This is a genomic window from Pseudoalteromonas sp. NH0006-46, from assembly GCF_057547735.1.
The window spans coordinates 467,599-493,376 of record NZ_BAAJML010000001.1 but is presented as its reverse complement, the minus strand read 5'-3'; the positions used below and the strand labels follow the sequence as shown (position 1 = coordinate 493,376).

The 25,778-nt window shown below is 39.7% G+C and carries 20 protein-coding genes and 1 tRNA gene; 6 read left to right on the top strand and 15 right to left on the bottom strand.

Translation table 11 applies throughout. The features are described 5' to 3' along the window. Window positions 1-199: 199 nt before the first annotated feature. Both argS and prfC read right to left on the bottom strand, forming a co-directional pair. The gene (gene argS, locus AC27I2_RS02220; protein ID WP_138531051.1) at window positions 200-1,942 is read right to left on the bottom strand and encodes an arginine--tRNA ligase; all 1,743 of its coding nucleotides are present in this window, start codon (window positions 1,940-1,942) and stop codon (window positions 200-202) included. Window positions 1,943-2,004: 62 nt separating this feature from the next. Continuing rightward, window positions 2,005-3,594: a peptide chain release factor 3 gene (prfC, locus tag AC27I2_RS02215; protein WP_058403052.1), complete on the bottom strand. Its 1,590-nt coding sequence runs from the start codon at window positions 3,592-3,594 to the stop codon at window positions 2,005-2,007. 424 nt (window positions 3,595-4,018) lie between these two features. Here prfC and AC27I2_RS02210 point away from each other — a divergent pair, with 424 nt between their 5' ends. Continuing rightward, entirely contained in the window at window positions 4,019-6,679 is a 2,661-nt protein-coding gene (locus AC27I2_RS02210) for an ATP-binding protein (protein WP_058403053.1), read from the top strand. A gap of 26 nt (window positions 6,680-6,705) precedes the next feature. Here the strand turns inward: AC27I2_RS02210 and rimI are convergent, their stop codons facing one another. The 5 genes from rimI to guaB form a co-directional block, all read right to left on the bottom strand. Continuing rightward, complete coding sequence (rimI, locus tag AC27I2_RS02205) at window positions 6,706-7,173, bottom strand: ribosomal protein S18-alanine N-acetyltransferase (RefSeq protein WP_487203602.1); 468 nt, start codon at window positions 7,171-7,173, stop codon at window positions 6,706-6,708. Beyond that, entirely contained in the window at window positions 7,160-7,477 is a 318-nt protein-coding gene (locus AC27I2_RS02200) for a hypothetical protein (RefSeq protein ID WP_058403055.1), read from the bottom strand. Before AC27I2_RS02200 ends, rimI begins: the two co-directional genes overlap by 14 nt. A 65-nt stretch (window positions 7,478-7,542) precedes the next feature. Continuing rightward, window positions 7,543-7,619, bottom strand: a tRNA-Trp gene (locus AC27I2_RS02195). 154 nt (window positions 7,620-7,773) lie between these two features. Further along, entirely contained in the window at window positions 7,774-9,351 is a 1,578-nt protein-coding gene (guaA, locus tag AC27I2_RS02190) for a glutamine-hydrolyzing GMP synthase (RefSeq protein WP_058403056.1), read from the bottom strand. A 267-nt stretch (window positions 9,352-9,618) separates the two neighbouring features. Then, complete coding sequence (guaB, locus tag AC27I2_RS02185; protein WP_058550849.1) at window positions 9,619-11,088, bottom strand: IMP dehydrogenase; 1,470 nt, start codon at window positions 11,086-11,088, stop codon at window positions 9,619-9,621. Between the two features lie 135 nt (window positions 11,089-11,223). On the opposite strand from guaB, the gene xseA reads away from it, so the two are divergent. Further along, a complete protein-coding gene (gene xseA, locus AC27I2_RS02180; protein ID WP_487203407.1) occupies window positions 11,224-12,555 on the top strand; it encodes an exodeoxyribonuclease VII large subunit in 1,332 nt (443 codons plus the stop codon). Window positions 12,556-12,568: 13 nt separating this feature from the next. On the opposite strand, the gene AC27I2_RS02175 is transcribed toward xseA, so the two are convergent. The 3 genes from AC27I2_RS02175 to AC27I2_RS02165 form a co-directional block, all read right to left on the bottom strand. Continuing rightward, window positions 12,569-13,255 (bottom strand): hypothetical protein, encoded by a 687-nt coding sequence (locus tag AC27I2_RS02175; protein WP_487203406.1) that lies wholly within the window; start codon window positions 13,253-13,255, stop codon window positions 12,569-12,571. A 34-nt stretch (window positions 13,256-13,289) separates the two neighbouring features. Further along, window positions 13,290-14,108 carry a serine O-acetyltransferase gene (gene cysE / locus AC27I2_RS02170; RefSeq protein ID WP_058403059.1) on the bottom strand — a complete coding sequence of 273 codons (819 nt, stop codon included), beginning with the start codon at window positions 14,106-14,108 and terminating at the stop codon, window positions 13,290-13,292. Window positions 14,109-14,246: 138 nt separating this feature from the next. Then, window positions 14,247-15,209 carry a GGDEF domain-containing protein gene (locus tag AC27I2_RS02165; RefSeq protein ID WP_487203405.1) on the bottom strand — a complete coding sequence of 321 codons (963 nt, stop codon included), beginning with the start codon at window positions 15,207-15,209 and terminating at the stop codon, window positions 14,247-14,249. A 272-nt stretch (window positions 15,210-15,481) separates the two neighbouring features. Between AC27I2_RS02165 and AC27I2_RS02160 the strand changes: the two genes are divergently transcribed. Continuing rightward, window positions 15,482-15,889, top strand: coding sequence for a hypothetical protein (locus tag AC27I2_RS02160; protein WP_487203601.1), 408 nt, complete (start codon window positions 15,482-15,484; stop codon window positions 15,887-15,889). A gap of 1 nt (window position 15,890) precedes the next feature. Next, a complete protein-coding gene (locus AC27I2_RS02155; RefSeq protein ID WP_487203404.1) occupies window positions 15,891-16,211 on the top strand; it encodes a helix-turn-helix domain-containing protein in 321 nt (106 codons plus the stop codon). A gap of 174 nt (window positions 16,212-16,385) precedes the next feature. On the opposite strand, the gene AC27I2_RS02150 is transcribed toward AC27I2_RS02155, so the two are convergent. Next, a complete protein-coding gene (locus AC27I2_RS02150) occupies window positions 16,386-19,265 on the bottom strand; it encodes a M16 family metallopeptidase (protein WP_487203403.1) in 2,880 nt (959 codons plus the stop codon). Window positions 19,266-19,522: 257 nt separating this feature from the next. On the opposite strand from AC27I2_RS02150, the gene AC27I2_RS02145 reads away from it, so the two are divergent. Beyond that, a complete protein-coding gene (locus AC27I2_RS02145) occupies window positions 19,523-20,479 on the top strand; it encodes a methylenetetrahydrofolate reductase (protein WP_487203402.1) in 957 nt (318 codons plus the stop codon). A gap of 89 nt (window positions 20,480-20,568) precedes the next feature. On the opposite strand, the gene AC27I2_RS02140 is transcribed toward AC27I2_RS02145, so the two are convergent. The 4 genes from AC27I2_RS02140 to AC27I2_RS02125 form a co-directional block, all read right to left on the bottom strand. After that, window positions 20,569-22,302 carry a response regulator gene (locus AC27I2_RS02140; protein ID WP_487203401.1) on the bottom strand — a complete coding sequence of 578 codons (1,734 nt, stop codon included), beginning with the start codon at window positions 22,300-22,302 and terminating at the stop codon, window positions 20,569-20,571. Window positions 22,303-22,304: 2 nt separating this feature from the next. Beyond that, the gene (locus AC27I2_RS02135; protein WP_487203400.1) at window positions 22,305-22,844 is read right to left on the bottom strand and encodes a heme NO-binding domain-containing protein; all 540 of its coding nucleotides are present in this window, start codon (window positions 22,842-22,844) and stop codon (window positions 22,305-22,307) included. A 241-nt stretch (window positions 22,845-23,085) separates the two neighbouring features. Continuing rightward, window positions 23,086-24,333: a DEAD/DEAH box helicase gene (locus tag AC27I2_RS02130; protein WP_410899653.1), complete on the bottom strand. Its 1,248-nt coding sequence runs from the start codon at window positions 24,331-24,333 to the stop codon at window positions 23,086-23,088. A gap of 93 nt (window positions 24,334-24,426) precedes the next feature. Further along, window positions 24,427-25,128, bottom strand: a complete 702-nt coding sequence (locus AC27I2_RS02125; protein ID WP_039036485.1) for a DUF3581 domain-containing protein — start codon at window positions 25,126-25,128, stop codon at window positions 24,427-24,429. Between the two features lie 172 nt (window positions 25,129-25,300). Here AC27I2_RS02125 and AC27I2_RS02120 point away from each other — a divergent pair, with 172 nt between their 5' ends. Next, entirely contained in the window at window positions 25,301-25,699 is a 399-nt protein-coding gene (locus tag AC27I2_RS02120) for a hypothetical protein (protein ID WP_487203399.1), read from the top strand. Window positions 25,700-25,778 lie beyond the last annotated feature (79 nt).

Here is a 25,778-nt window from a genome sequence, read left to right as displayed (position 1 = left end):
AGCTCGTCAAGTAAAGCCTAAAATCACCTGCAAGTGTAGAAGTGCTGATAAAGTGAACTTCACACAGCAGACGTTCACCTAAGTAGTTTAGCCTAAGACAAGGCATCCAACCCTACTTATCCCTATGAGCATACGGTTTGTATGTAATTAGGGTAAGTCGGGGTGGATAACGCAGTATTAGGTTAAAATACGACGGTGATTACATTTGCTCCATAACTTCAATGCCTAACAAATCCAATCCTATTTTTAACGTATCTGCCACTAAATTACACAACACTAAACGGCTGTCACGAACGCTTGGCTCTACGCCTTCTTTAAGTACCGGGCAAGCTTCGTAGAATGTCATGTATAAGCTGGCTAGCTCGTATAAGTAACCACATAATACGTGCGGAGTGGCCTCAGAGATCATTAAATCAAGCACTTCTTCAAGCTGAAGTAGTTTAAGTGCGAGTGCTTTTTCTTGCGGCTCAGCGATGGCTACATCAGCATTTAGCGAAGCGGCATCGACACCTGATTTACGGAAAATACTACGTACGCGAGTATAAGCATATTGTAAGTAAGGTGCTGTAGCGCCTTCAAAGCTTAACATGCTGTCCCAGTTAAATATGTAATCACTGGTACGGTGCTTAGAAAGATCAGCATATTTAACTGCGCCAATACCTACTTTACGCGCAATTTCGCTGCGATCATGATCCGATAAACCGGATTCACGCTCAGCTAGTTTTGTTGCTGCACGGCTGATTGACTCTTCAAGTAAATCAGCAAGTTTAACAGTGCCACCTGTACGGGTTTTAAAGGGTTTACCATCGGCGCCCATCATGGTGCCAAACGGGCAAAACTCGTAGCTTGTTTCATCGCGTAAAAGGCCTGCTTTACGTGCTGTAAGCTCTACTTGGTTAAAGTGAAGGCTCTGGCGTGCATCAACAAATATTAAAATACGTTCAGCACCCAATTTATTTGAGCGGTAATCACATGCGGCTAAATCGGTGGTTGCATATAAAAAGCCACCGCCTGATTTTTGCACGATAAACGCAGATGGCTCGCCATCTTTATTTGCAAGCTCATCTAAAAACACCACTTGTGCGCCTTGCGACTCTACAGCAATGTTTTTATCTTTTAATAAGCTAATAATATCGTTAAGCTCGCTGTTATAGGCACTTTCAGCCATAATATCAGCTTGAGTAAGCGTTACATTTAGACGTTTGTAAACTTCTTCAGAGTGCTTAACTGAGGTTGCTATAAATAATTTCCATAGTTTTTCACAGTGCGCATCGCCGCCTTGTAGTTTAACGACGTAATCACGGGCTTTATCGGCAAAGCCTTCTTCATCGTCAAAGCGTTTTTTAGCGTCGCGGTAAAACGTTTCTAAATCAGCAAGCGCTACCGACTCTAAGTCTACGCCTTGGCTAATTTGATCTTCTAAATGTGCAATCAGCATACCAAATTGTGTGCCCCAATCGCCCATGTGGTTTTGACGAATGACTTTATCGCCTCTAAATTCTAGTGCGCGTACAATGGCATCACCAATAATGGTTGAACGTAAATGGCCTACGTGCATTTCTTTTGCAAGGTTTGGCGATGAGTAATCTACCACAACAGTTTGCGGGTTAGCGTGCTCGTTTACGGCAAGCTTTGCATCTCTGTTAGCCGCTTCTACGCTTTTGGCTAAAAACTCAGGCTTTAAATGAATATTTATAAAACCAGGGCCAGCAATTTCTGTTTTTTCAGCAATGTCGCTTACATCTAGGTTATCAATAATTTTTTTCGCAAGCTCACGTGGGTTGCTTTTCATTTTTTTAGCGGCGCCCATTGCACCATTAATTTGGTAATCACCAAACTGTGGGCGTGTGCTTTGTGTAACCGCTGGGTTTGTATCTTCAGGTAGGCCAGCTGCGGTCATGGCGGCAATGGCTTTTTCTACTAAAATAGTACGAATGTTCATTATATTATTTACCTTTGTAAGCCCGCCTAAGCAGGCTTTCAGTTGACTGTAGTCAGTTGATTCTAGTTTTCGCGCGTATGGTTAAAGGTTACTTCTGGGTAACGCTCTGTTGATAAATTAAGGTTTACACGGCTCGGTGCTATGTAAGTTAGGTTATCGCCACCATCAAGCGCTAAGTTGCTTTCGCACTTGCGTTTAAACTCTTCAAACTTTTTAACGTCAGTTGAGCTTACCCAGCGCGCTGTATTTACGTTTACACCTTCGTAAATAGCATCTACGTTGTACTCAGCTTTTAAGCGCGCTACAACTACGTCAAACTGTAGTACACCTACCGCGCCTACAATTAAGTCGTTATTAATAAGCGGTCTAAATACTTGTACTGCACCTTCTTCAGAAAGCTGTACTAGGCCTTTTAATAGCTGCTTTTGCTTAAGCGGATCGCGCAAACGAATGCGACGAAACAGTTCAGGCGCAAAGTTAGGAATACCGCTAAATTTAAGCTTTTCGCCTTGCGTAAAGGTATCGCCAATTTGAATTGTACCGTGGTTATGTAGGCCTATAATGTCGCCCGCGAATGCATCTGCTGCACGCTCACGATCGCCCGCCATAAACGTTACCGCATCAGAAATACTGACTTGTTTACCAAGGCGTACATGGTTCATTTTCATGCCTTGGCTGTATTTACCCGACACAATACGCATAAAGGCAATACGGTCACGGTGTTTAGGGTCCATGTTGGCCTGTATTTTAAATACAAAACCAGTAAAGTTTTCTTCTGATGCAACGACTTGGCGGTCTTCTGTTTCACGCGGTAATGGCGTAGGCGCCCACTGCGTTAAACCATCAAGCACGTGGTCAACACCAAAGTTACCTAGGGCTGTACCAAAGTACACTGGCGAAAGTTCACCCGCTAAAAATAGTTCAAGGTCAAATTCGTTTGAAGCACCAATTACAAGCTCTAACTCTTCACGTAGTTGCTCTGCGAGTTCTTCACCAATAGCAGTATCAAGCTCTGGGTTATCAAGGCCTTTTACTGTACGTACTTCTTGAATAGTATGGCCTTGGCCTGTTTTATATAAAACCGCTTCGTCGTTATGAATATGGTAAACACCTTTAAACTCTTTACCACAACCAATTGGCCATGTAATAGGCGCACAGGCAATGTTTAGCTCTGTTTCTACTTCATCAAGGAGCTCCATTGGGTCACGAATATCACGGTCACACTTATTCATAAAGGTAACAATAGGGGTAGTACGTAGGCGCGTAACTTCCATCAGTTTACGAGTACGTTCTTCTACACCTTTTGCGGCATCAATAACCATTAAGCACGAATCTACCGCAGTCAGCGTGCGGTAAGTATCTTCTGAGAAGTCTTCGTGTCCAGGAGTATCAAGTAAATTAACCAGCGCATTGTTATACGGAAATTGCATAACAGAGGTCGTAACCGATATACCACGCTCCTTTTCCATTTCCATCCAGTCAGACTTTGCATGCTGATTAGAGCCACGGCCTTTTACAGTGCCGGCTTTTTGAATCGCTTGTCCGAACAATAGTACTTTTTCGGTGATGGTGGTTTTACCCGCATCCGGATGCGAGATGATTGCGAAGGTACGTCGTTTACTTATTTCGCTAAGGAGGTTTTGGTCTGCCATTAAAAAGTTCTTATAGTTTAAATACGGATAATGTCACTATGAAGTGTGCAGACGTTTAAAGGCTAAAATAACTAAACCTCGAAACCTCAACACACCAAAACAAAGAGCAAATTAGCACCTCGTTTGCGATCCGTTATGTTAATCGTAATTAAAGACTATTTTCGCTGATCTTGACCCTTTAAACAATCAATGGTTAGTTATTAACTGATCTTTTTTATTAATATTTGAGCTTAAGCCATTTTGTTTGTAATAAGACGCTGCCTAAATACAAACTATCGACTAATTAAGTAATTAAAACCTCTGTATATTGGAGCGTATATCTCTAACTAAAGTGTATATTTTAACGATGAGTAAATCGCAGGCTTGTTTAATAAACTTGTAACGCATACTATAAAAAGATTGCGTAAAGGATATTAGTTAGTTAATGAAAACCAGTAAGTTAAGCATTAGATTATTATGGTATATAACTCCGCTTGTTATATTGCCCCTGCTATTTTTAGGTGGCTTTACGTTAACTAATGTAACGAACTCAACTCAAAAACAAGCTGATTTGATCATGAGCCGCTTTGTTGAGCAGCAGCAACAAAAAGCGTTTAACTACATAGACTCTTTTCACTCTACGACTAAGTTACTATCTCGTTCTCCGGTACTTAACGACTTTTTAGCTAATGACGCTCTTTCAGACGGAAATTATACACGTAGGCTTGGCGCTCTAATGGATGTATTTGCCAGTTATAATGAAGCCTACCCTGATATTATTAGCATAAATTTAGTGTCGGCTAGCGGTAAGAGTGACGCCTATCATTCAAATAATTTAACGATAGCGCCTAAAAACTACCCCTTTTTTAATCAGGTTATACAAAGTAATTTAAGCCAACAGCAGTTTATGGTTCAAAAACCCGACGGCACCACTAGCTTATATTTTGTTCAGCGAATCGACAGCGTGGGTTATTACCTAAAGCGTCCTCAACAACTGGGCTTTATTGTTGTAAATGTTGAACCTTCAATTTTAAATACCAGTATTTTAGAAGCGCCCTATAACAACACGCTTAATTTGTTACTGACCAAAGACGGTAAAATATTATTTAGCTCTAACTATAATTTACGTGGCCAATATATTAGCGAATACGAACTTAACAAGGTTCATGATTTAGCTGACATCGGCACACTTTCTACTATTGAGCTGTCGAGTATAGATAAAATAGAACGTATGATTTTTGCCGTACAAATGAGCGGTGGTTACTATTACGTATCAACGATCCCCAAAGCGGTGCTTCACCAGTCGGGCAAGGCAATTAGTTTAATTACAGGTCTAATTGTTATTATTTCAGTGATCTCGTTACCCATTTTAATATTTGTTGTTGTACGTAACTTATTGTTAAACCCAATAGAACTGTTAGGTGCAGCCAGCCACAGAGTCGGTGACGGAGACTTAGCGGTAAGCTTACCTGCTCATACCGATGACGAAGTGGGCATATTGTTTAACGACTTTAATCACATGGTTAATCAAATTAGGCATTATCAGCAACAGCTCGAAGAATACAAACACCATCTAGAAGACAAGGTAGAAAGCCGAACTCAAGCGCTTGAGTCAATGAACAGCCAACTTGAACTCGCCATTACTCAAGCAGAGCAAGCTAACCAACTTAAAAGCCGTTTTTTAGCAAACATGAGCCATGAAATACGAACCCCTCTCACCGCTATTATGGGCTTTACGGAGCAGTTGCTACATAACGATAAAATAGTAAACGACAAACAACATTTAAGTACTATTTTACGAAATTCAAAGCACTTACTTGAACTAATTAACAATATTTTGGATTTATCTAAAATTGAGGCTGAAAAGTTAGCTGTCGAGCAAACCTCAGTGAGCGTTGTACAGTTAATTCATGATATTGAATCAATCATAACGCCGTTGGCTCAAGAAAAGCGTTTAGAACTTAATATTATTTTTGACTTACCAATACCGCAAACTATATACACGGATGTAACACGCTTAAAGCAAATTTTAATCAATGTAGCAAACAACGCTGTTAAATTTACAGAGCAAGGGCATGTCACTATTTGTGTACATTATCATGCTAAAAGCAACCTTATTGAATTTGTAATCACCGATACCGGTATTGGTATGTCTGAGCATCAAATTTCTCGTGTATTTAAGCCATTTGAACAAGCAGATGCGACAACCACGCGACGCTTTGGTGGTACAGGATTAGGATTATGCATATCTAAAAACCTTGCACAATTACTTGGCGGCAACATAAAACTAGAAAGCGAAGTCGGCGAAGGAAGTAAATTTTCTATTAGTGCTGCTTGCCACTTAACAGGCAAAACACCAGCGCTTGAGCTCCTTGAAGAGCATTCACAATTAACTCCTGAAAAAGACCCTCTTTTATCATTTGCTACTAACAGCTTTGACGCAAATATTTTGGTAGCCGAAGATAACCCAGATAATCAGTTACTCATTAAGTTGCTTTTGCAAACTTGGGGGCTTGAGCCTGATATAGCAAATAATGGTGCACAAGCCGTAGAAATGGCACTAGTAAACGACTATCAGCTAATTATTATGGATATGCAAATGCCTGTTATGGGTGGGCTTGAAGCCACTAAAATGCTGCGACATGCTGCGTACGACGGTCCTATTATTGCGCTTACCGCAAACGTAATGAATCACGATATTGGCACCTATATTGAGGCTGGCTGCGACAAAGCTCTAGGAAAACCAATAGACAAAGATGCGCTCGAAAACGTACTTGTTAGCTACTTGCATCTTGAAAAAGATAATCAAAATAAGTGGGATGATTTGTTGAAAAGTGAAAAATTTCAGCAAATATCTAATAATTACTTAGCTAATTTACCTGATTATTTGAAGCAAATAAAAACGTTGCATCACACGCAAGATTGGGAAAGCCTAAAAGCAGTAGCACATAGTGTTAAAGGCAGCGCAGGATGTTTTAACTTTGATGCTATTTACAAAAGCGCAGGCGACCTTGAAGAAAACCTAAAAAGTAACGATAAATCACAAAGAGATGAAATTATAAACTCAGTAATAGTGGCAATACAGCAGGCAATTAACTCAAAATAAAACCGTTAGCTGCCCGCAACTAAATATCACATAAACCCTAAGCTTAATGCCATACCCATTAAAATGGCATCTTCAAAGCCGTTTTTAGTTGCATCGTCACTTGGGTAATAATTCTTTCGTACCGACATCTCTATAAATCCGGCCTGCTCATAAAGCTTAATTGCGCGTGTATTTGACTCGCGTACTTCTAAAAATAAATTCTCTGCATTTTGCTGTTCACCGTACTCTATAAATTTACTCAATAGCTGCTTAGCAATCCCCTTACCTTGATGCTCGGGCGTCACGCATATATCCATAAGCGTAAAATCAGGCCCCGCTTTTTCACCAATGTAAAAACCAACGAGTACATCACCATCAAAGGCGGCTAAATTAAAATAACGTCCACCAATACATGAACTCATTGTTTTTAAAGTCCAAGGATGACTGTGGCATGCCTTTTCGATAGCCATCAGCATCTCTACAGCATCGTTATTTACAGGTTTAAAGTTTATCAAGGTGTTCACTTATTAAAGCCCACAAAGCCCGTTTTTGGGTTGCGTTAAGTTGTGAGGATGGTAATTCGAGCTGATCACCCGTTAATTGCATGTGCTCACCTTTAACCACGCTATTTATAGCTACAGGCACTGCTGCACGATGAATATCTGCAAGTAATGAGCTAGAAAGCTCAAGGGATTCAAATAAAACAGGTGTTAATTCATTTTCCACATTACTTATAGGATTTTCAGAGCTGGCAGGTAAAAAATGAGTATTTAGTTCGAGGTTTTCAATACCAAAAACAGCTGCGTACCTTGAATGCATAACGACTCGATGAAATTAGTAAGTAAGATAATATAAGAATTAATAAATACGATGTAAAGAAGAAATGGCAGGGGCGGAGAGATTCGAACTCCCAACCGTCGGTTTTGGAGACCGCTGTTCTACCAATTGGAACTACGCCCCTGCAATGACGACGAATTATAGAGAAGTTTCGCTAAAGGTAAAGAGAAAAATCACACATTTAGTTCAACTGCTTTTTTAATAAGCAAAACGGTGAATTAGCATGCTAATTCACCGTTTTTTATCAGTTTAATTTACCAAACTTAATGCAGGGTAAGTTATTCCCATTCAATAGTTGCAGGTGGCTTACCTGAAATATCGTAAACTACACGTGAAATACCATCTATCTCGTTAATGATACGGTTAGAAACCACACCTAAAAACTCATAGGGTAAATGTGACCAACGCGCAGTCATAAAGTCGATAGTTTCAACACAACGAAGTGAAACAACCCAATCGTATTTACGTGCATCACCCATAACCCCTACCGATTTAACCGGTAAGAACACGGTAAACGCTTGGCTAACTTTATGGTAAAGCTCGGCTTTGTGTAGCTCTTCAATGAAGATAGCATCAGCACGACGTAATAAATCACAGTACTCTTTTTTAATTTCACCTAGTACACGTACACCTAAACCTGGTCCAGGGAACGGGTGGCGGTAAAGCATGTCGTACGGTAAACCTAGCTCTAAACCAATTTTACGTACTTCATCTTTAAATAACTCACGAAGTGGCTCAACTAGGCCCATTTTCATGTCATCTGGTAATCCGCCCACATTGTGGTGAGATTTAATAACGTGCGCTTTACCAGTCGCTGAAGCTGCTGATTCAATTACGTCAGGGTAAATAGTACCTTGACCTAACCATTTTGCGTTTTTAAGCTTTTTAGCTTGCTCATCAAATACATTAATAAACGTGTGGCCAATAGCCTTACGTTTATCTTCTGGATCTGATTTACCAGCTAAATCATTTAAAAACTGATCTTCAGCATCTACTTTTACAATGTTTAAGCCAAATTTATTGCCAAACATATCCATTACTTGCTGACCTTCGTTTAAACGAAGCAGCCCGTTATCAACAAATACACAGGTTAGTCGCTCACCAATAGCACGATGAATAAGCATAGCCACAACCGATGAATCAACACCACCTGATAAGCCTAAAATAACTTCATCATCGCCAACAGTGTCTTTGATACGCTCAATGGCATCATCAATAATTTTTGCTGGAGTCCACAGTTTTTCACAACCACAAATATCAATTGCAAAGCGCTCTAGTAAACGTTGCCCTTGATGAGTGTGCGTTACTTCTGGGTGAAACTGTACGCCGTAAAAACGTTTTTCTTCATTAGACATAGCAGCATGCGGACACGTTGGTGTTTTAGCTGTTGTGCTAAAGCTTGCTGGTACTTCCATAACTTTATCGCCGTGGCTCATCCATACGTCTAAAACGCCGTTGCCGCCATCGGTAATATGATCTTCAATTGCATCAAACAATGCACAATTGCCGACCTTTTCAACTTGCGCGTAACCAAATTCTTTTTTGTCAGAGCTGTGAACGCTGCCGCCAAGTTGAGTTGCCATTGTTTGCATACCGTAACAAATGCCTAATACAGGAACGCCTGCATTAAACACATACTCAGGAGCGCGCGGGCTGTTTTCAAGTGTTGTTGATTCTGGGCCACCAGAAAGAATGATACCTTGTGGGTTAAACTCGCGGATTTGCTCTTCAGTCACATCCCATGCCCACAGCTCACAGTAAACACCAATTTCGCGTATACGGCGCGCGATTAATTGCGTGTATTGTGAACCAAAGTCTAAAATGAGAATTCGTGAATCGTGAATATCTTTGCTCATGGAGTATCTCGTAAAGTAGATGCTAATGCTAAATGCCGCTTTGAATACCAATTTTATTAAACATTACTAATTCTTGCAGGCTAAATAACTCACTAACCACGTTAAAAACTTCTTATTTAGAAGAAACTAAAAATCGAAATTTTTGCCTCGTTATTGAGCCATTTATCTGTCGCAATAATTGACCACTTTATTAATGCAATTGGTATTTATATAAACGACTAAAAAGAGGGCTTGCAAAGCAAGCCCAATAAATTATTAATTACGCGCTTAACCTAAGCGGTAATTTGGTGCTTCTTTGGTAATTTGCACATCATGTACGTGCGACTCACCCATACCTGCAGATGTAACACGTACAAACTGAGGTTTTGTATTAAGCTCTTCAATAGTTGCACAACCCGTTAAGCCCATTGCACTACGAAGACCGCCTACCTGCTGGTGAATAATAGTCGCAATTGGCCCTTTATAAGCTACGCGACCTTCAATACCTTCAGGTACCAACTTGTCTGCTTCGTTTGATTTTTGGAAGTAACGATCCGATGAACCTTCTTTTTGGTCCATCGCGCCTAAGCTGCCCATACCACGGTATGATTTGTAGTAACGCCCTTGGTATAGTTCTACTTCACCAGGCGCCTCTTCAGTACCAGCAAGCATTGAGCCCACCATCACACACGATGCACCTGCAACAAGCGCTTTTACGATGTCACCTGAGAAACGAATACCGCCATCAGCAATTACTGGAATGTCGCGACCTTTTAAACCATCAACTGCATCAGAAATAGCCGTAATTTGTGGTACACCACAACCAGTAACAATACGCGTTGTACAAATTGAACCTGGGCCGATACCTACTTTTACTGCATCAACACCTGCATCAGCAAGCGCTATTGCTCCTTCAGCAGTTGCAACATTACCCGCTACAATTTGAAGGTCTGGATAAGCCTGGCGAGTTTGCGATACACGGTCAATTACACCTTGAGAGTGGCCATGAGAAGTGTCAATAAGTAATACATCAACACCCGCTTCAACTAGTGCAGCAATACGCTCATCAGTACCGGCGCCAACACCTACAGCAGCACCTACACGTAAACGACCTAACTCGTCTTTACATGCATGTGGTTTATCTTGCGCTTTTTGGTAATCTTTTACGGTGATCATGCCCTTAAGTTTAAACGCATCATCAACAACTAAAATCTTCTCAATACGATGCTCATGCATTAGGCCTAAAATTTCTTCGCGAGCTGCGCCTTCCTTAACGGTAACAAGCTTTTCTTTTTTAGTCATAACAGTCGAAATTGGCTGTTCAAGTTTTGTTTCAAAACGCATATCGCGACTCGTAACAATACCTACTAAGGTGTTTTCTGGGTCGGTAACTGGAAAGCCTGAAAACCCTTTTTCTTCAGCAAGGTCCATAGCATCTGCAATTGTTAAATCAGCAGTCACTGTTACCGGGTAAGACACAATACCCGCTTCGTAGGTTTTAACTTTACGTACGTTTTTCGCTTGTTCTTCAATAGTCATGTTTTTATGAATAAAACCAAGACCACCTTCTTGCGCAAGGGCAATAGCTAAACGAGCTTCTGTAACAGTATCCATAGATGCTGAAATAAGCGGCAAGTTAAGTTTGATACCACGCGTTAAGCGAGTTGAAATATTTGCCGTGTGTGGCAAAACAGTAGAATGACCAGGTACTAAAAGTACGTCATCAAAGGTAAGAGCTTCTTTAGCAATTCTAAGCATTTTGGCAACTTCTCACATGTGGATCTAAGATAAGGAATTGCGGCCAAATTTTAACAGCGTTGTTGGCATTCGTAAATAATATTTCGCAAATATTTATGATAAACTTGCCTCATAAATAGTTTTAGGTTGTTTTTTATGTTTTCGAAGCCTTCGCAGACGGTTTATACCGTTTCGCGCCTTAATAGAGAGATCAGAACAGTATTAGAGCAAGGCTTTGCTTCATTAGTGCTGACTGGCGAAATTTCTAATTTTATTGCGCCAGCATCTGGGCATTGGTATTTTTCGTTAAAAGATGACAAAGCACAAATTAAAGCCGCTATGTGGCGAGGTAACAACCGAAGCCAAAGTTACCGCCCTGCAAATGGCGCACAAGTTACCGTAAAGGCACGCGTGTCACTTTACGAACCACGCGGTGATTATCAGCTTATTGTTGAGCATATGGAACCCGCAGGTGAGGGCCAACTTAAACAAGAGTTTGATGCATTAAAAATGCGCCTAGCCGCAGAGGGCTTATTTAGCTCTGCCTACAAAAAAACATTGCCGCAAAATATAAACCGTATTGGTGTGGTTACCTCAGCAACCGGCGCTGCCATAAAAGATATTTTAACCGTACTTAAACGCCGTGCGCCGCAATTAGAAGTTATCATTTACCCTGCTATGGTGCAGGGCAAAGAAGCCCATGTGCATTTAATTAATCAAATAGAATTAGCTAATGCACGTAATGAAGTAGACGCACTTATTTTAGGACGCGGCGGCGGTTCACTTGAAGATTTATGGTGTTTTAACCACGAACAACTTGCGCGTGCTATTTATCAAAGTGAATTACCCATAGTCAGTGCGGTAGGCCACGAGATAGACACAACCATTAGCGATTACGTTGCCGATGTTCGCGCTGCGACGCCATCAGCGGCTGCTGAGCTTGTAAGCCCTAACACGCAAGAGCTACATAACAAAGTAACGCAACTCATTAACCGTTTAAGCAATGCCTTTAAACACGATATTGCTGATAAGCGCGCGCTTGCTACGCAATTACAGCATCGTCTTAACTTGTGCCATCCGCGCAATCAGCTCAATCAAAAGGCGCAACGATTAGACGAGCTAAGCATTGCTTTGCAACAAGCTATGCTGCAGCGTTTATACCAACAAGAACGTAATCTAAACAGTTTAACACCGCGCTTAATGCGCCAATCACCGGATAAAAAGCTAGCGCAAGCTTCACATCAACTGTCGCAGTTACAAGCAAGGTTAAACCAGGCTATTCAACAGCAATTACAGCAAGCCAATAATAACCTAGCATTACAAGCAAGTAAGCTCGACTCAGTAAGCCCCCTTAATGTTCTAGCGCGTGGCTACAGCATCACTAAAACACCACAGGGGAAAGTAGTTAAATCGGTGGGCCAAATTAAAACAGGCGATGTGTTAATTACAGAGCTTGGCGATGGCATAATAAAATCAACAGCATCATAAAATACGCTTTCAGTTAAAGCTCTGTTGTCATTAATAGAGTTAATTCACTGTCGCTCGAGGTGGAGGTTGTTCTTTTAAACTGTAACCAAAACTCTTGCTTCATTAACTTATCGTTAAGCTCTCGCCAATGGGTATGATCGAATATATCGTTACCCGTTGGCGCTGCTAGTTTAAATTTACAAACCGATGACTTACATTCTGCGCTCACAATATCAGGCATTGAGGTTAAATCTGCGGTAAGTAAAAAATCCTGCAATGCGGTTTCAGTTTGATAAGCCCATTCTTCATTACGTTGTTGTTCATCAAACTGAGCCTGTAAAGCGGCTTCAACATCATTTGGGGCACGCAACTGCTTCACCACATTTTCCATTAACGACTTTTGCTTAGCTAATTGCAGCTTAAGTTGTGTAACTTGTTCTTCTAGGGGGAGCTCATCAATTTCTTGAGGTTCTAAAGCAGTGGAGGTTGTATTTTCATTTTGTTCTAAACTAACGACCTCTTCAGTAACAGCTGGTATCACTTTATTTGGTGTTTCTTCATTGCTTTTAGATTGCTGGGCATGTTTTTTTTGCAAAAGAGTATTAATTTGCTGTGTCTGAGCTGCCTCTAAATCATTTGGGACTAAGTTAAAATAGCCCCAAGTCAAACCTACACCAGCAATAAACCCAACCCCTAAAGTTAATAAGCTATTCTTGTTCATTTTAATTCCCTTTAAGTTTTATTTTACTTACATGTTAAAGCATAGCGCTGGTATGGGATTCGTTTTCAGGCTCTGGTGTCGCTAAAAAGTTTTGGTTCATACTTTGTGCAGGACACGGACAATCCGGTCTGCCAATAATTTTAGCCGGTACGCCGACAGCGGTGGTATGTGGCGGCACCGCGGTTAAAACGACTGATCCTGCGCCAATACGCGCGCCCTCGCCTACCTCAATATTACCCAGCACCTTAGCACCTGCACCAATAAGCACACCAGCTCTAATTTTAGGATGACGGTCGCCTTGCTCGTTACCAGTACCACCAAGCGTTACCGATTGCAGTATTGATACATTATCTTCAATAACTGCCGTTTCACCGATGACAATACCCGTTGCGTGGTCAAACATGATGCCTTTACCAACTTTACAGGCTGGATGAATATCTACGCCAAACACTTCAGAAGTTCGACTTTGGATAAAGCGCGCCAGTTCTTTACGATTCTGTTGCCATAGGCAATTAGCTAATCGGTGAGCCTGAATAGCATGAAAACCCTTTAAGTTTAAAATAACAGTGAGGTAGGTTTCAGCGGCAGGGTCTCTATCTTTCACAGCTTTTATGTCTTCTGCAACAAAAGACAGCATACGGTCACATTTTACAAATGATTGATCGAATAATTCGCGAATAGTGAATGCCGATACAACTGCATCCGCCAATTTATTAGCAACAATAAAGCTTAACGCCGAACCCAAGCACTCATGATTCAAAATACATGAATACACGTGACTTGCCAAAAGAGGTTCGCGAGTGACGACTTCATTTGCTTCACTTCGAAGCTGTTGCCAAATTTCATGACGCATAATACTGAACTGCCTTAAATTGATATAAAAAAGAGCCTTTGGTCAAGTCTAACGGATTTAAAGCTCTAAGTGTTAACGCCTTAGTTATTTGTTCTGGTTATTAGGTATAACAAAGCATAACTCATAACAACTTATCATTTAGTCAACCACTGTTAAATCGGCCACACATAATAAGTTTTTACCTGTGGCTTTTGCTTTGTACAATAAGTCATCAGCCTCTTTAATCATACTTTCTATCGTGTAATCACTACAGGGAACAACACTTGCCAAACCAATACTGACTGTAAGTGTTTTGCTGGGTAAAGACAGTTCGTTACAAATGTTAAGCTGTTTTAGCTGCTCTACAATAGCGTTAATAACCGTGGTTGCTTGTTCAGAGCTTGTGTTGCCATAAACAAGTGCAAACTCCTCCCCGCCAAAACGAGCACAAATATCACTAGGTCTTTTTGTATATTGCTCAAGAATTGCCGCAACTTGCTTTAAACACTCATCACCTTGTTGATGACCATAAGTGTCGTTTAGTAATTTAAAATCGTCTAAATCAATGATTGCTAATGAAAGGGGCATATTTAAACGCTTGCACCTATTCCACTCTTGCTCTAAAAAGCTATCAAAATAACCTCGATTAAATATATCGGTTAATCCATCAATATTTGCCAGTTGCTGAACTTCTTCTTCAGCGAGTTTTCGCTCTGTAATATTTTGATGCGTAATTACATAGTAAAAATCGGTATTAAGTTTAAATGGTACAACACGCATCATAAACCAGCGTTTTTCATCATCACTATGACATGGGTATTCTAAATATAAATCGTCTTGCTGTTCGTTAATGACAGCATTAATTCCTTCCAATGCCCTTACGCCTATTTCGTCACCATTGTCTGCTGCTTTTTTACAGGTAAATAAATAATTTTCTTTTTCCCAAGCACCGCATGAGCAGTCATTTTCTTCACCAAAGTTTTGCCATCCCTTATTTATAAAAACGATATCTCCTTCTTTGTTTATTACGACAACCTGTTCTGGCATGGTATCCAATACCAACTTTAAAAATAATTTATCATCTAGCACGCTTACCTTCAGATTTATTAGAATAATCGTCATAAAGTATATGTACTTAGCGTTTTTTTGACAAAAATAAATACGCACTTTTCTTTAATTTTTTTATTTACCTAACCAATGATTAAATATGATGTGACAGCAACACTAATTTTCAATCAGATCAAAAAGTAAATAAAACATATTAAAATCAGTAATTAAACATACATGACTTACACAGTGTCATATGCCAAACTGTTTGCTGGCATACTCCTGACGGCGTAAAAAATAATAATAAACGCTAAATTAGCATCATCAACTCAACAAGGATAACGATGATGAAAAACGACATATTAAATACTAAAAAACTCGGCTATAAATTTTACTTTCAAGATGGTGATAATCAGATAGCCTGCTTTGGAAGTTACTTTACCGGTAAAGAAGAAGTATTTATAAACGATGAATTAGTCAGTGACAAACGAAACCAAAAGATTGCTAGCGGCCACTTATTTAAACATGGTAAAGATGATTTTGAAGTCATATTTGAAATGCGCAATATTTTAACAGGCCGATTAGAATGCTCACTTTATAAGAATGGTCAGTTTATAAAAAGTTACCAGAAATCGTCTCTGCTTAATAACTCCCCTAGAGCTTCGGTCAAAGTCATTGCAGGGTGCTTTTTTGGAGGGCTAGTTGGTGGCTACTTGCTAATCACTATTTTAGAACTCTTGCTAGGGGAGTTTTAAAATGCAGCTTAATCCCAAAACAGTAAAAACCTTGAGGCAAACACTCAACTGGACACAACAGCAACTTGCTGATGCATGCGGCTTAAGCTTACGCACCATCCAGCGCGTTGAAAAAGAAGGGACTGCATCAAAAGAAACAACGATGGCTTTATGTGCAGTATTAGAAGTACGTCAAGGTGAATTAATTAAACTTGAAGATGACACTAACTCTTCTGCTGTTAATCCAGCTTTAAGCACACAAAATATAACCTCAATTTTAGCATTGTCGTCAGTCATCAGCTTTATATTAGGGATGATCACTGTATTTTTTATAATGAGTTAAGGTAGCAAAAAATGTCGAAATATAAACTAAAAGAACGACGAGGCCACATTACTTTAATAGCCATAGCAAGCGCAATAATACTTTTAGGGTTAGGGATAAAGGTTGGCTCAATGCTATAAAAAAGCCCCAAACGTGGGGTTTTTCATTATCTACAAGTAGTTTTCGTTTAATGTTTTATTTAAAAACACTGTCCACTTTTACTACTTCGATGTTGTTAGCCTCAATGGCTAATTTATAATCGGCAATAATTTTATCTTCTGCAACAAGCTCTGCTGGTTTTTCTGTGTTGTAAACCATTGGCGAGGTTTGCTCTGACGCTAAACGTTTTTTCATGTCTTCGCCGTCACCGGTAATAAACACATACTGCACGTTATCAGTTTGCAGATTATCTTTAATTACGCGATTAACATCACCAAGCGTTAGCTTTTCAAGCTTACTTGTCACGTATTTCACAAACGAATCCGTGTTATAAAATTCGCTATCCAATGCATAACCTAACTGACGGTTTTGACTTGCTACAAGCTGCGGCACGTAGTTAATTAAAAAATTACGTGTTGCCTCAAAGTCTTTTTCGGTTAAGCCATTTTTAATAAGCTTATCCAGCTCATACAATGCGGTACGTGTTGCAAAGTGTGCATCGTTATTAGAGCGCAGTGGGCGTAACCAAATTTGGAATATTTGCTCAGAGCGTCCTAAATTTGCATCTGGTTTAGTTTGAAACATACCACGTGGGAAGTATTCTATGTACGAATAATCACCGTAATTCATACCGCGTGTTTGACGAATTCGCTCATACAAGTATGAGTTAGAACTACGATGCTCACCAAAGTATGAGCGCACAAGCCAAAGTGCTGTCCAATCTTCGCTGCTACGAATAGTATCAATAGGGAAACCAAACGATACCGCAGTAGATTGCGCCGATTTTTCAACAATAGTAGCATGATGACCTTTAAGTTCTGGTGCATCAGGGATACTTAAACGGCTTTGCTCGCCTTTAGGTAGGGTTGCTAAATCGCTCATCATTTCGGCTTTAAGCGCGTTAGGCACAGCGCCAATTAAACCCAATGTTAGTTTAGATTGGGTAAGCTCTGTGTTGTAAAATGCTTTTACATCATCAAGAGTAAGTGCTTCTAAGTCTGAAATATCACCATAGTTGTAGCTCTCGTATGGGTGGCCTTTATAAAGCGTACTGTAAAGCACTTCTTTACCTAGCTCTTCATCATTAGATGCTTTTAAGCCAGACTTAATACCGTCGATCATTTCTTTTTTAAGGCGTTTAAAGTCATCGTCTCTAAAACCTGGGTTAAGTAGTTGCTCGCTGATAAGTGCATACCAAGTTTCAGCGTTATCTTTATGAATACGCCCCTGGAACGACAGCATTTCTTTATCTATTTGGTAACCAAAGCTACCCGCAAGCGGATAAAGCGCTTTTTGGATTTCTTTGTAGCTGGTACTTTGCGAACCACCTTGAGCAAGCATTGCGGCGGTAAGCGCAGCTACACCTTTTTTACCTTGAGGATCAGCAGCTGCCCCTGTATTAAATAAAAAGTTTACATCAATCAGCGGCGAGCTATTGGTTTTATCAAGCACTTTAAATACAGGTGCCTCTGGGGCTTGTTCAAGTTTTGCAACTACTGCACTTAAACTCGCCTCTTCTGCAAACCCCGGTGCTTTATCAAGTGCCGACATAGTCACGGTAGTACGCGTGTTATCTACAAAGTATTTATTAGCAACCGCTTTAATATCTTCTGCTGTGATGTTGTCGGCCGACTTATAAAGCTGGTTAATTACTTCAGGATCGCGTTCAAAATGCATGTAACTTGCAAGGGTTGATGCAATTGCTTGCGAAGAATCTAAACCATTAATAAAGCCATATTTAAGGTTAGACTTTAAGTCACTTAATTTTTGTGCATCGACCAACTCTGTTCTGGCTTTTGCATAAGTGCGGTTAATTGCATCACGCGCTTTTGCTAAATCATCAGCGTTTTCTACTTTTACAAATACATGCAGTAAGCCTGGATCTTTGGTTTCTGGATTATAAGTAAACATTTGACTCGCTATTTGTTTATCAACAACGAGCTCTTGATATAAATCTGAGTTACTTGAAAAATAAAGCTGCGAGATTAAATCAAGTGCAGCTCTGTCTTTTTTAGCGGGTTCCCACGCAGCCCCCTTATACGATACCAATAGCCAATGCCCCGGCAAGGCTTTATTTTGTTCATGCAAATACTTAGGAGCTTGCTGTTTTGGCTCAGCTTTAATATCGGCAACGTAATTGCCTTTTTCCCAACCACCCCAGTGTTTTTTAACCATTGCCATTGTGGCTTTTGGGTCAACATCACCCACAATAACTAGCGATACATATTCTGGCTTATAAAACTTATCAAAAAACTCTTTACCGTAAGCCATTTGGTCTGGCATGGCTTCTATGTCTTCAAAAAAGCCCATTGTGGTGTGTTTATAAGTGTGTTTTTCAAAAGCCTCTGCACGCACAGCACTTAATAACTTACGAATTGGGCTGGCGTTATTTTTTAAGTACTCACCTTTTACCGTCAATGCTTCGGTTCTAAATTGCTCTTCGGTGTAGGTTAAGTTTTGGAAAATATCAGCTTCAATCTCAAGTACTTTATCAAGGTGCTGCTTTGAAAAGTTTAAATGGTAGTTAGTGTAATCGTTGGTAGTGTATGCACGGTTATCAACCCCTGCATTTTTGAATATGGCGGTGTATTCGTCTTGCGGAAATTTTTTAGAGCCTTTAAATACCATATGTTCAAAAAAATGAGCAAAACCAGTTTTACCCGCTTCTACTTCATTACGCGAGCCAACAGAAACCGGTATTTGCAGCGAAACGACATCAGGGTAATCCGTTTTTACAACCATTACACGTAAGCCATTCTCAAGCTCTTCAATTAGGTAATCTTGTGAAAAAACACGGTCATCAGCTTTTTTTATTTGTTCTTGTTTTGCTGTTTGCGTCGTTTCATTTTTTTGCATTGCACAGCCAGTTAAAGCGAGTGATACCGCAAGGCTTGTTGCTAATAATTTAAATTTCATAATTGTCCTTTAGTAAATTGAGCAAAGTTGTTGTCAAAATATTTACAATTTCACTACTAATTATGCCCCAAAGCCAATGAATATAAGAGCCCTCAGTCGCTTTATTATGTAAACAACTATGTCTTGCACTTAATTTAGGAACTCCTTTGTATGAATAATCCTCACGTTGCTTGAAAAACTTTCACTTAAAAAATCTATCTAGACGTCTAAATGGCTGCTATATTTAATCCATCAACCATTGAGCTGGAATGAGGATTATGGCTTTATCACTTCAAGAGAAAATTGAGGACACTAATCAAGGTGTTTATCTTATTGGTACAACGCCACCCAAAATAGGCACTGATAAAGCGCAGTTAAAAACCATTGCAGAAAAACTATTAGGCCGCTTACACGAAATCGAATACGACGGTGTTGTAATTTACGATATTCAAGATGAGAGCAGCCGTACTAATCAGGCTCGTCCGTTTCCATTTAAACAAACGGTTGATCCGCGTGAGTACAGTAAGTTGCTAAAAGACTTATCACGCCTAGATGTAATTACCTACAAAAGCGTAGCGCAACGCGGTGAGGCTGAATTTAAAGAGTGGCTAGATGAAACTAAAAACGAGTTTGATTTAAAAAATGTCGTTTTAGTGGGTAGCCCATCGTCGGAAGGTGATATTAAACTAAGCCTACCTGACGCTTATAAAACATTAGCTGAGCAAAGTGATGACTTCTTTTTAGGAGGCGTAACCATTGCAGAGCGACATGCAAGCAAGCGCAATGAACACGAACGCTTAATAGAAAAAACAACACAAGGTTGCCAATTTTTTATATCGCAAGCGGTTTATAATGCTCAAGCTACTATTGATTTAATAACAAGTTACGCGCGTACCTGCAAGGCACAAGGCGTTACACCAAAACGTATTATACTCACGTTTACACCATGTGGCGGTGATAAAACCCTAGAGTTTATGCAGTGGTTGGGTATTTCAGTACCAGAGGCGACCAAATGGCGCATGCTTGACGCAGACAACACCTTGAGTGAATCGGTGCGTATTTGCCGCGAAAATCTCGATTCAATTTTAAAAAGCTGTGCGCACTTAGACGTGCCACTGGGTTTAAACATTGAAAGCTTAACAAACCGTAAAGAAGAAATTGACGCATCAATTAACCTATACCGTTTATTAAAAGCAACTATGGAGCTCAACCTAGCTGAGAAACAAATAGCATAAAGTTAAACTAATTTACACCCTTCTTGGCAAGCTAATGCTTGCCTTTTTTGTCTCACTAACTTATTTAGTAAACAACTCAAAAACAAAAATTAAATACACACCCACTTTGCTATTACTTCAAACATACTTTCAACCTTAATGGGCTTTGAAATATAGCCATCCATACCGCAATCTTGCGCCTTTAATAAATCCGTTTCTCTTGTATTAGCAGTCATTGCAATAATGGGTAAATTTTTAAACTTTGCTTGTTTTTTTATTTCTGTGGCTGCCGTATAACCATCCATTCTAGGCATTTGGCAGTCCATTAACACACCATCGTAAGTTTTATGTTTTAGCGCATCTAATGCCTCAAGGCCATCGTTAGCAATATCAACAATTAAGCCATTTTTACGCAGTATTTGTGTTGCTACTTGTTGATTGAGCGGGTTATCTTCAACCAATAAAATATGAATGCCTTGCAGTTTTTGTAGTGTGTTTTGTGTATTTAAGCTCTCTTGTGATTCTGGTTTTTTTAGTGTTTTTATATGCATAATTTGTAAAAGTACGTTATGCAAAGTACTTTTAATTATTGGTTTTATGAGTACTTTATAAGTGTTATTACCAAACCCTAGTAGGCTTTCGTTTAGCGCTTTATTTTCACAAGGCGCTATTACAATTAGCTTTTTTGCATTTAATTTAAGCTTATTGCGCAAAGACTGCGCAGCACTATCATGATTTAAATTTAACGTTCGCCAATCTATAAATATAAAATCGTAATCATGTAGCATACCTAGCCGGTCTAATACTTGGTTGATGTTATTTACAGTGTCAAATTTTACTTCAAAACCTAAAAGCAGCGTTTGTAATGATGTTAACTGACTATCTGAACTCTCAATAACAAGTGCTCGCTTGGCTCTAATATGTGATATGTCAAACTCATTTTGCTTAGTCGAATAATTGAGTGGAATAGTAAAACTAAAGCAGCTCCCCTTATTTAATTTGCTGTTTACTGTAATATCGCCCTGCATTAGTTCGACCAATGTTTTGCTTATTACCAAACCAAGCCCCGTTCCACCAAACTTTCGGGTTGTCGATACGTCAGCCTGAGTAAAAGGTTTAAATAGTGAGTCAACTTGTGCTTGGGTCATCCCAATGCCGTTATCTGAAATAGAGAAAGCAACACTGCAATAACTATCTACTTTCTGAACTAGTTTTACAGCTAATATAACCTTACCCCGTGTTGAAAATTTAAGTGCATTATTTAACAGATTTAATAGTACTTGGTTGAGTCTTAATGCATCACCAATAAAAAAGTCAGGCAGTAAGGGGTCAATATCAAACACCACTTCAATTTTTCTTTGTGATGCTAGCGTGCTAATAATATTTACAAGATTTTCTAGGAAGGTATTAAAATTGAATTCTTTTTGTTCTAGCTCTATTTTACCCGCTTCAACCTTTGAAAAGTCTAAAATATCATTAATTATTCCTAATAAAGACTCTGCCGAATAATGAATTTTTTCAACATAGTCGCGCTGTTTTTCCGAAAGCTCAGTATCTAAAGCCAAATAAGCCATGCCTATTATGGCATTCATCGGGGTGCGAATCTCATGGCTCATGTTTGCTAAAAAGTCTGATTTAGCCTCATTCGCAGCTTCTGCATCTTGTTTAGCCAGTTCAAGGTCGTGAGTTCTGTTAGCAACCTCCTGCTCCAAATTTTCAGCCGCACCTTTGAGTACCTTATTGGCTTCGTAAAGCTGTAACGATTTGGCTTCAAGTAGTTTTTCAGCTTCTTTTCGTGCCAAACGCTCTCGTTCTAATCTGCGCTGTAAAAGAGCTATATCCATATTTAACCGACCAGAGTTAAGTTAAATGTAGCAACTTGATGATCGTCACTGATATCGCTGCGTATGCTGATATTTTCCTTAAAATGCTCGGCTGCACCTTCTATTAACCCCTCAGCGAGCACTGCAAAGGGATTACTCGAATGGTAAACCATCTGCATTTGAGTATCACTTAATCGCTTGGTTTGAAAACTAGGTAACTCAACGTCGGTGTACAATTTTTCAACTTCTACATGCACGTGTCTATCTATGGTATCTAAAAAATCAAACGTGGTAGTGAGGTTTTCAAAAAACTGTGGATAGTAAACTAAGAAGCGCGTTAACAGATATTTTCCGTACTCTTTAACCAGTACATCTACTGGAATATCGACAATGTTGCTCAACGAAGTCACTAATTTTAAAAGCTCTTGCTTGTTATAGTTACCAACGCTGGTGTAAATCCCATTGGAATCCAGTTCGTTTTGTTCAATAATTTGATCGGCAACGGCAGGTGAAAATGTGCTTTCGACCATTTGTAAAAATTCAGTAAAAATAATACCTTTCATCGCTCTACCAATCTATTAGTCGTAGATTAAGTATAGATTTAAACTGTAATAATGCACATTTGTAAGAAGAAAAAACACTTACAAAGTATTGCTATTTAAAGGGGGGGTATTTATTTAGCCGCTTTATGTAAAAGAGACCATTAAAATAAGCGCAGCGGATGTGTATAAAATTGCTAAATACTATTTAAAAACTAATTTTTTATCACTAAATGGGGCATTAACTGCCCCATGCTATTGGCTATTATTTTCGTCGTCTGCTTGGTGCCCTTTTACCTGTAATACGCTTTTTGTCACGATCTTTACGCGCTTTATTGGTGTTTTTTCGGTTATCTTTAGGGGCTTTGTTTAAGTCAGGCTCGTAACCTTCTAACCATTGTGGTGCTAAACGCGTATCAAGCAGTACTTCAATTTCTTCAAGTAACCATTGCTCGTCAATACTTACAAGCGACATTGCAAGGCCTTGCTCGCCTGCGCGACCCGTACGGCCTATGCGGTGGACATAATCTTCAGCTATGTATGGCAATTCAAAGTTAATTACGTATTTAAGCGCCGGAATATCTAAACCACGGGCAGCTACATCAGTGGCAACTAATACGCGTGTAGTGCCTTCTTTAAAGTTTTGTAGTGCACGGTCGCGCGCGCCTTGCGATTTATCGCCATGAATGGATTCGGTTTTTAAACCGTCTTTACACATTTCTTTGGCAAGCTTATCGGCCATTTGTTTGGTGCGCGTAAATATAAGTACTTGGCGCCAATTTTTCATGCCAATCATGTGCGATACCAGCTCGCGCTTACGGTCTTCATCAACAGCGTAAATAATTTGCTCTACTTCAACGGCGGCTGAGTTACGTTTATCAACTTCAATCAGCTCGGGGTTTTTAAGTAGTTTTTTACTTAGCTCAAACACGCTGTCATCGAATGTGGCTGAGAACAATAAGGTTTGGCGATCGCCTGGAATGTGGCGCAAAATACGTTTTATTTCATCAATAAAGCCCATGTCGAGCATGCGGTCAGCTTCATCAAATACTAATGAATCAACACTTGAAAGCACCACACTGCCTTTAACTATATGATCGAGCAAACGCCCTGGTGTTGCCACTATCACTTGCGCCGTTTTCAGTGCTTTAATTTGTGGGCCAATACTTGCGCCGCCATAAGCTAGAGCGCCCTGAATGTTAGTGCCTTGTGCGTACTTTTCAAAGCTGGCAAACACTTGCTGAGCAAGCTCACGCGTAGGCGTTAAAATGACCACTCGGGCAATACCTGGCTCATCTTTTTTAGGTGTATTTAAAAGCTTATGTAGTAGTGGCAATACAAAGGCAGCTGTTTTACCTGTGCCAGTTTGCGCGCTGCCCATTACATCGTTGCCCGCGAGAATTGGCGGAATAGTTTTAATCTGAATTGCGGTTGGCGTAGTGTAATTATTTTGCTCAATCGCTGTTAATAATAACGGGTCGAGATTAAGTGATGAAAATGATGTAGCAGACATAGGCTTAGCTTTAAAATAACAAAGAGCGCCATTATACCTGAGCTTTAGCAATAAAAAAGGCGCTATCAATAGCGCCTCATTTAAATGCTGATTTTAAACTGGTTTTAAGGTCGCTTTTCGCTCATTATAAAATGCGATTAAGTCATCAACCGTTGCTTGGCAGTATTCACGAATACCAGACACCACCATGTGCTTTTCACCAAAACCAACTTTTTCGCCGTTTTCTAATAGGTTAAAGCGCAGAGTAATTTTGCCGCGTTTACCTGTATATTCAAAGCTTGGCTCAGCAAACTCAAGCGTTGGTGCTTTAATCTCAATGTTATCAAGATTAATAATCATCGACTCGTAAATAACCATAGGGCGCGCTGGGTTAATCATTACCTCTTGCTTGCCCATTAACGGAATAATGACATGTGGGAATGCCGCACCAGAAAACTCAACATAGTTTTTTATTAGGCTATTTGTAAGTGTTGGGCATTTGCTGGTTTTGCCTTCGCGTTTTACCTTTAAAATTACTTTATCGCCGTTGGTTACATCAAACTCATCATCCCCTTGTGGGAAGTTAAGTTTGGTATTTTCGTCAACCATGCCAGCAAAGGTAAACTCCATTCGCTCACTTATACCGTAGCGGTCTAACACTAAAGAAAAAAGTAAGTCTCCTGGCGCGCAAAACTTTTTGGCATCTTTATCATGAAGTGGATTGTAATCATCTGCAACGCACTTTGCGAAACGACACCCTTGCTCACGAGAGATAGAAACATAATCAGCGTGCTGCTGAAAGTAAGGACTTAACATAGTTTGTTCACTGCTTAAACTGCTTATAACTTACCCATACTACCAGAAAAAATTTAAAGAGAGGTCGAATCACTTACAAAATGATACAACTTACTTTTGTTTTTGTTTTGCTTGCTTTTGTTTTTATTGATAATTTGTTCTTAAGCCAACAATAACTAAGGGATTAATCATTATGCTGCGTATTTTTGCTGTAACCTGTGTGCTAACTGCACTTACTGGGTGTTCTGGCGTTACTTACCATACCAATATAAACAACGATGTTTTAGGTGATGAAATTGGTACTTATGTAAATAAAAGAGATCTGCATCAATTTTATAGTGACCAACAAGCCCATGAAAGCGGTGCTTCATTATTAGGCCGAATTGAAGGCGAGAGCTGTAATGGAGATGGCCGTGGTGCAAACAGTAACGTTAGTTACAATCGCGCTAAATCAAGTGCCATTGATTCACTTAAAGTGGATGCAATGCGCAGAGGCGGTAATGCCTTTACTATTAATTCTTGTAGAGAAACTCCTCAATCTTATTGCGACATTTCGGTTACTTGTAAGGGTCAAGCTTACGATTTGGAATAAATGCAGTAATACTAGAACTAATTAACACTGGCTCCCTAAAACAAAAAAGCCGAGCTTATTTAATAAGCTCGGCTTTTTA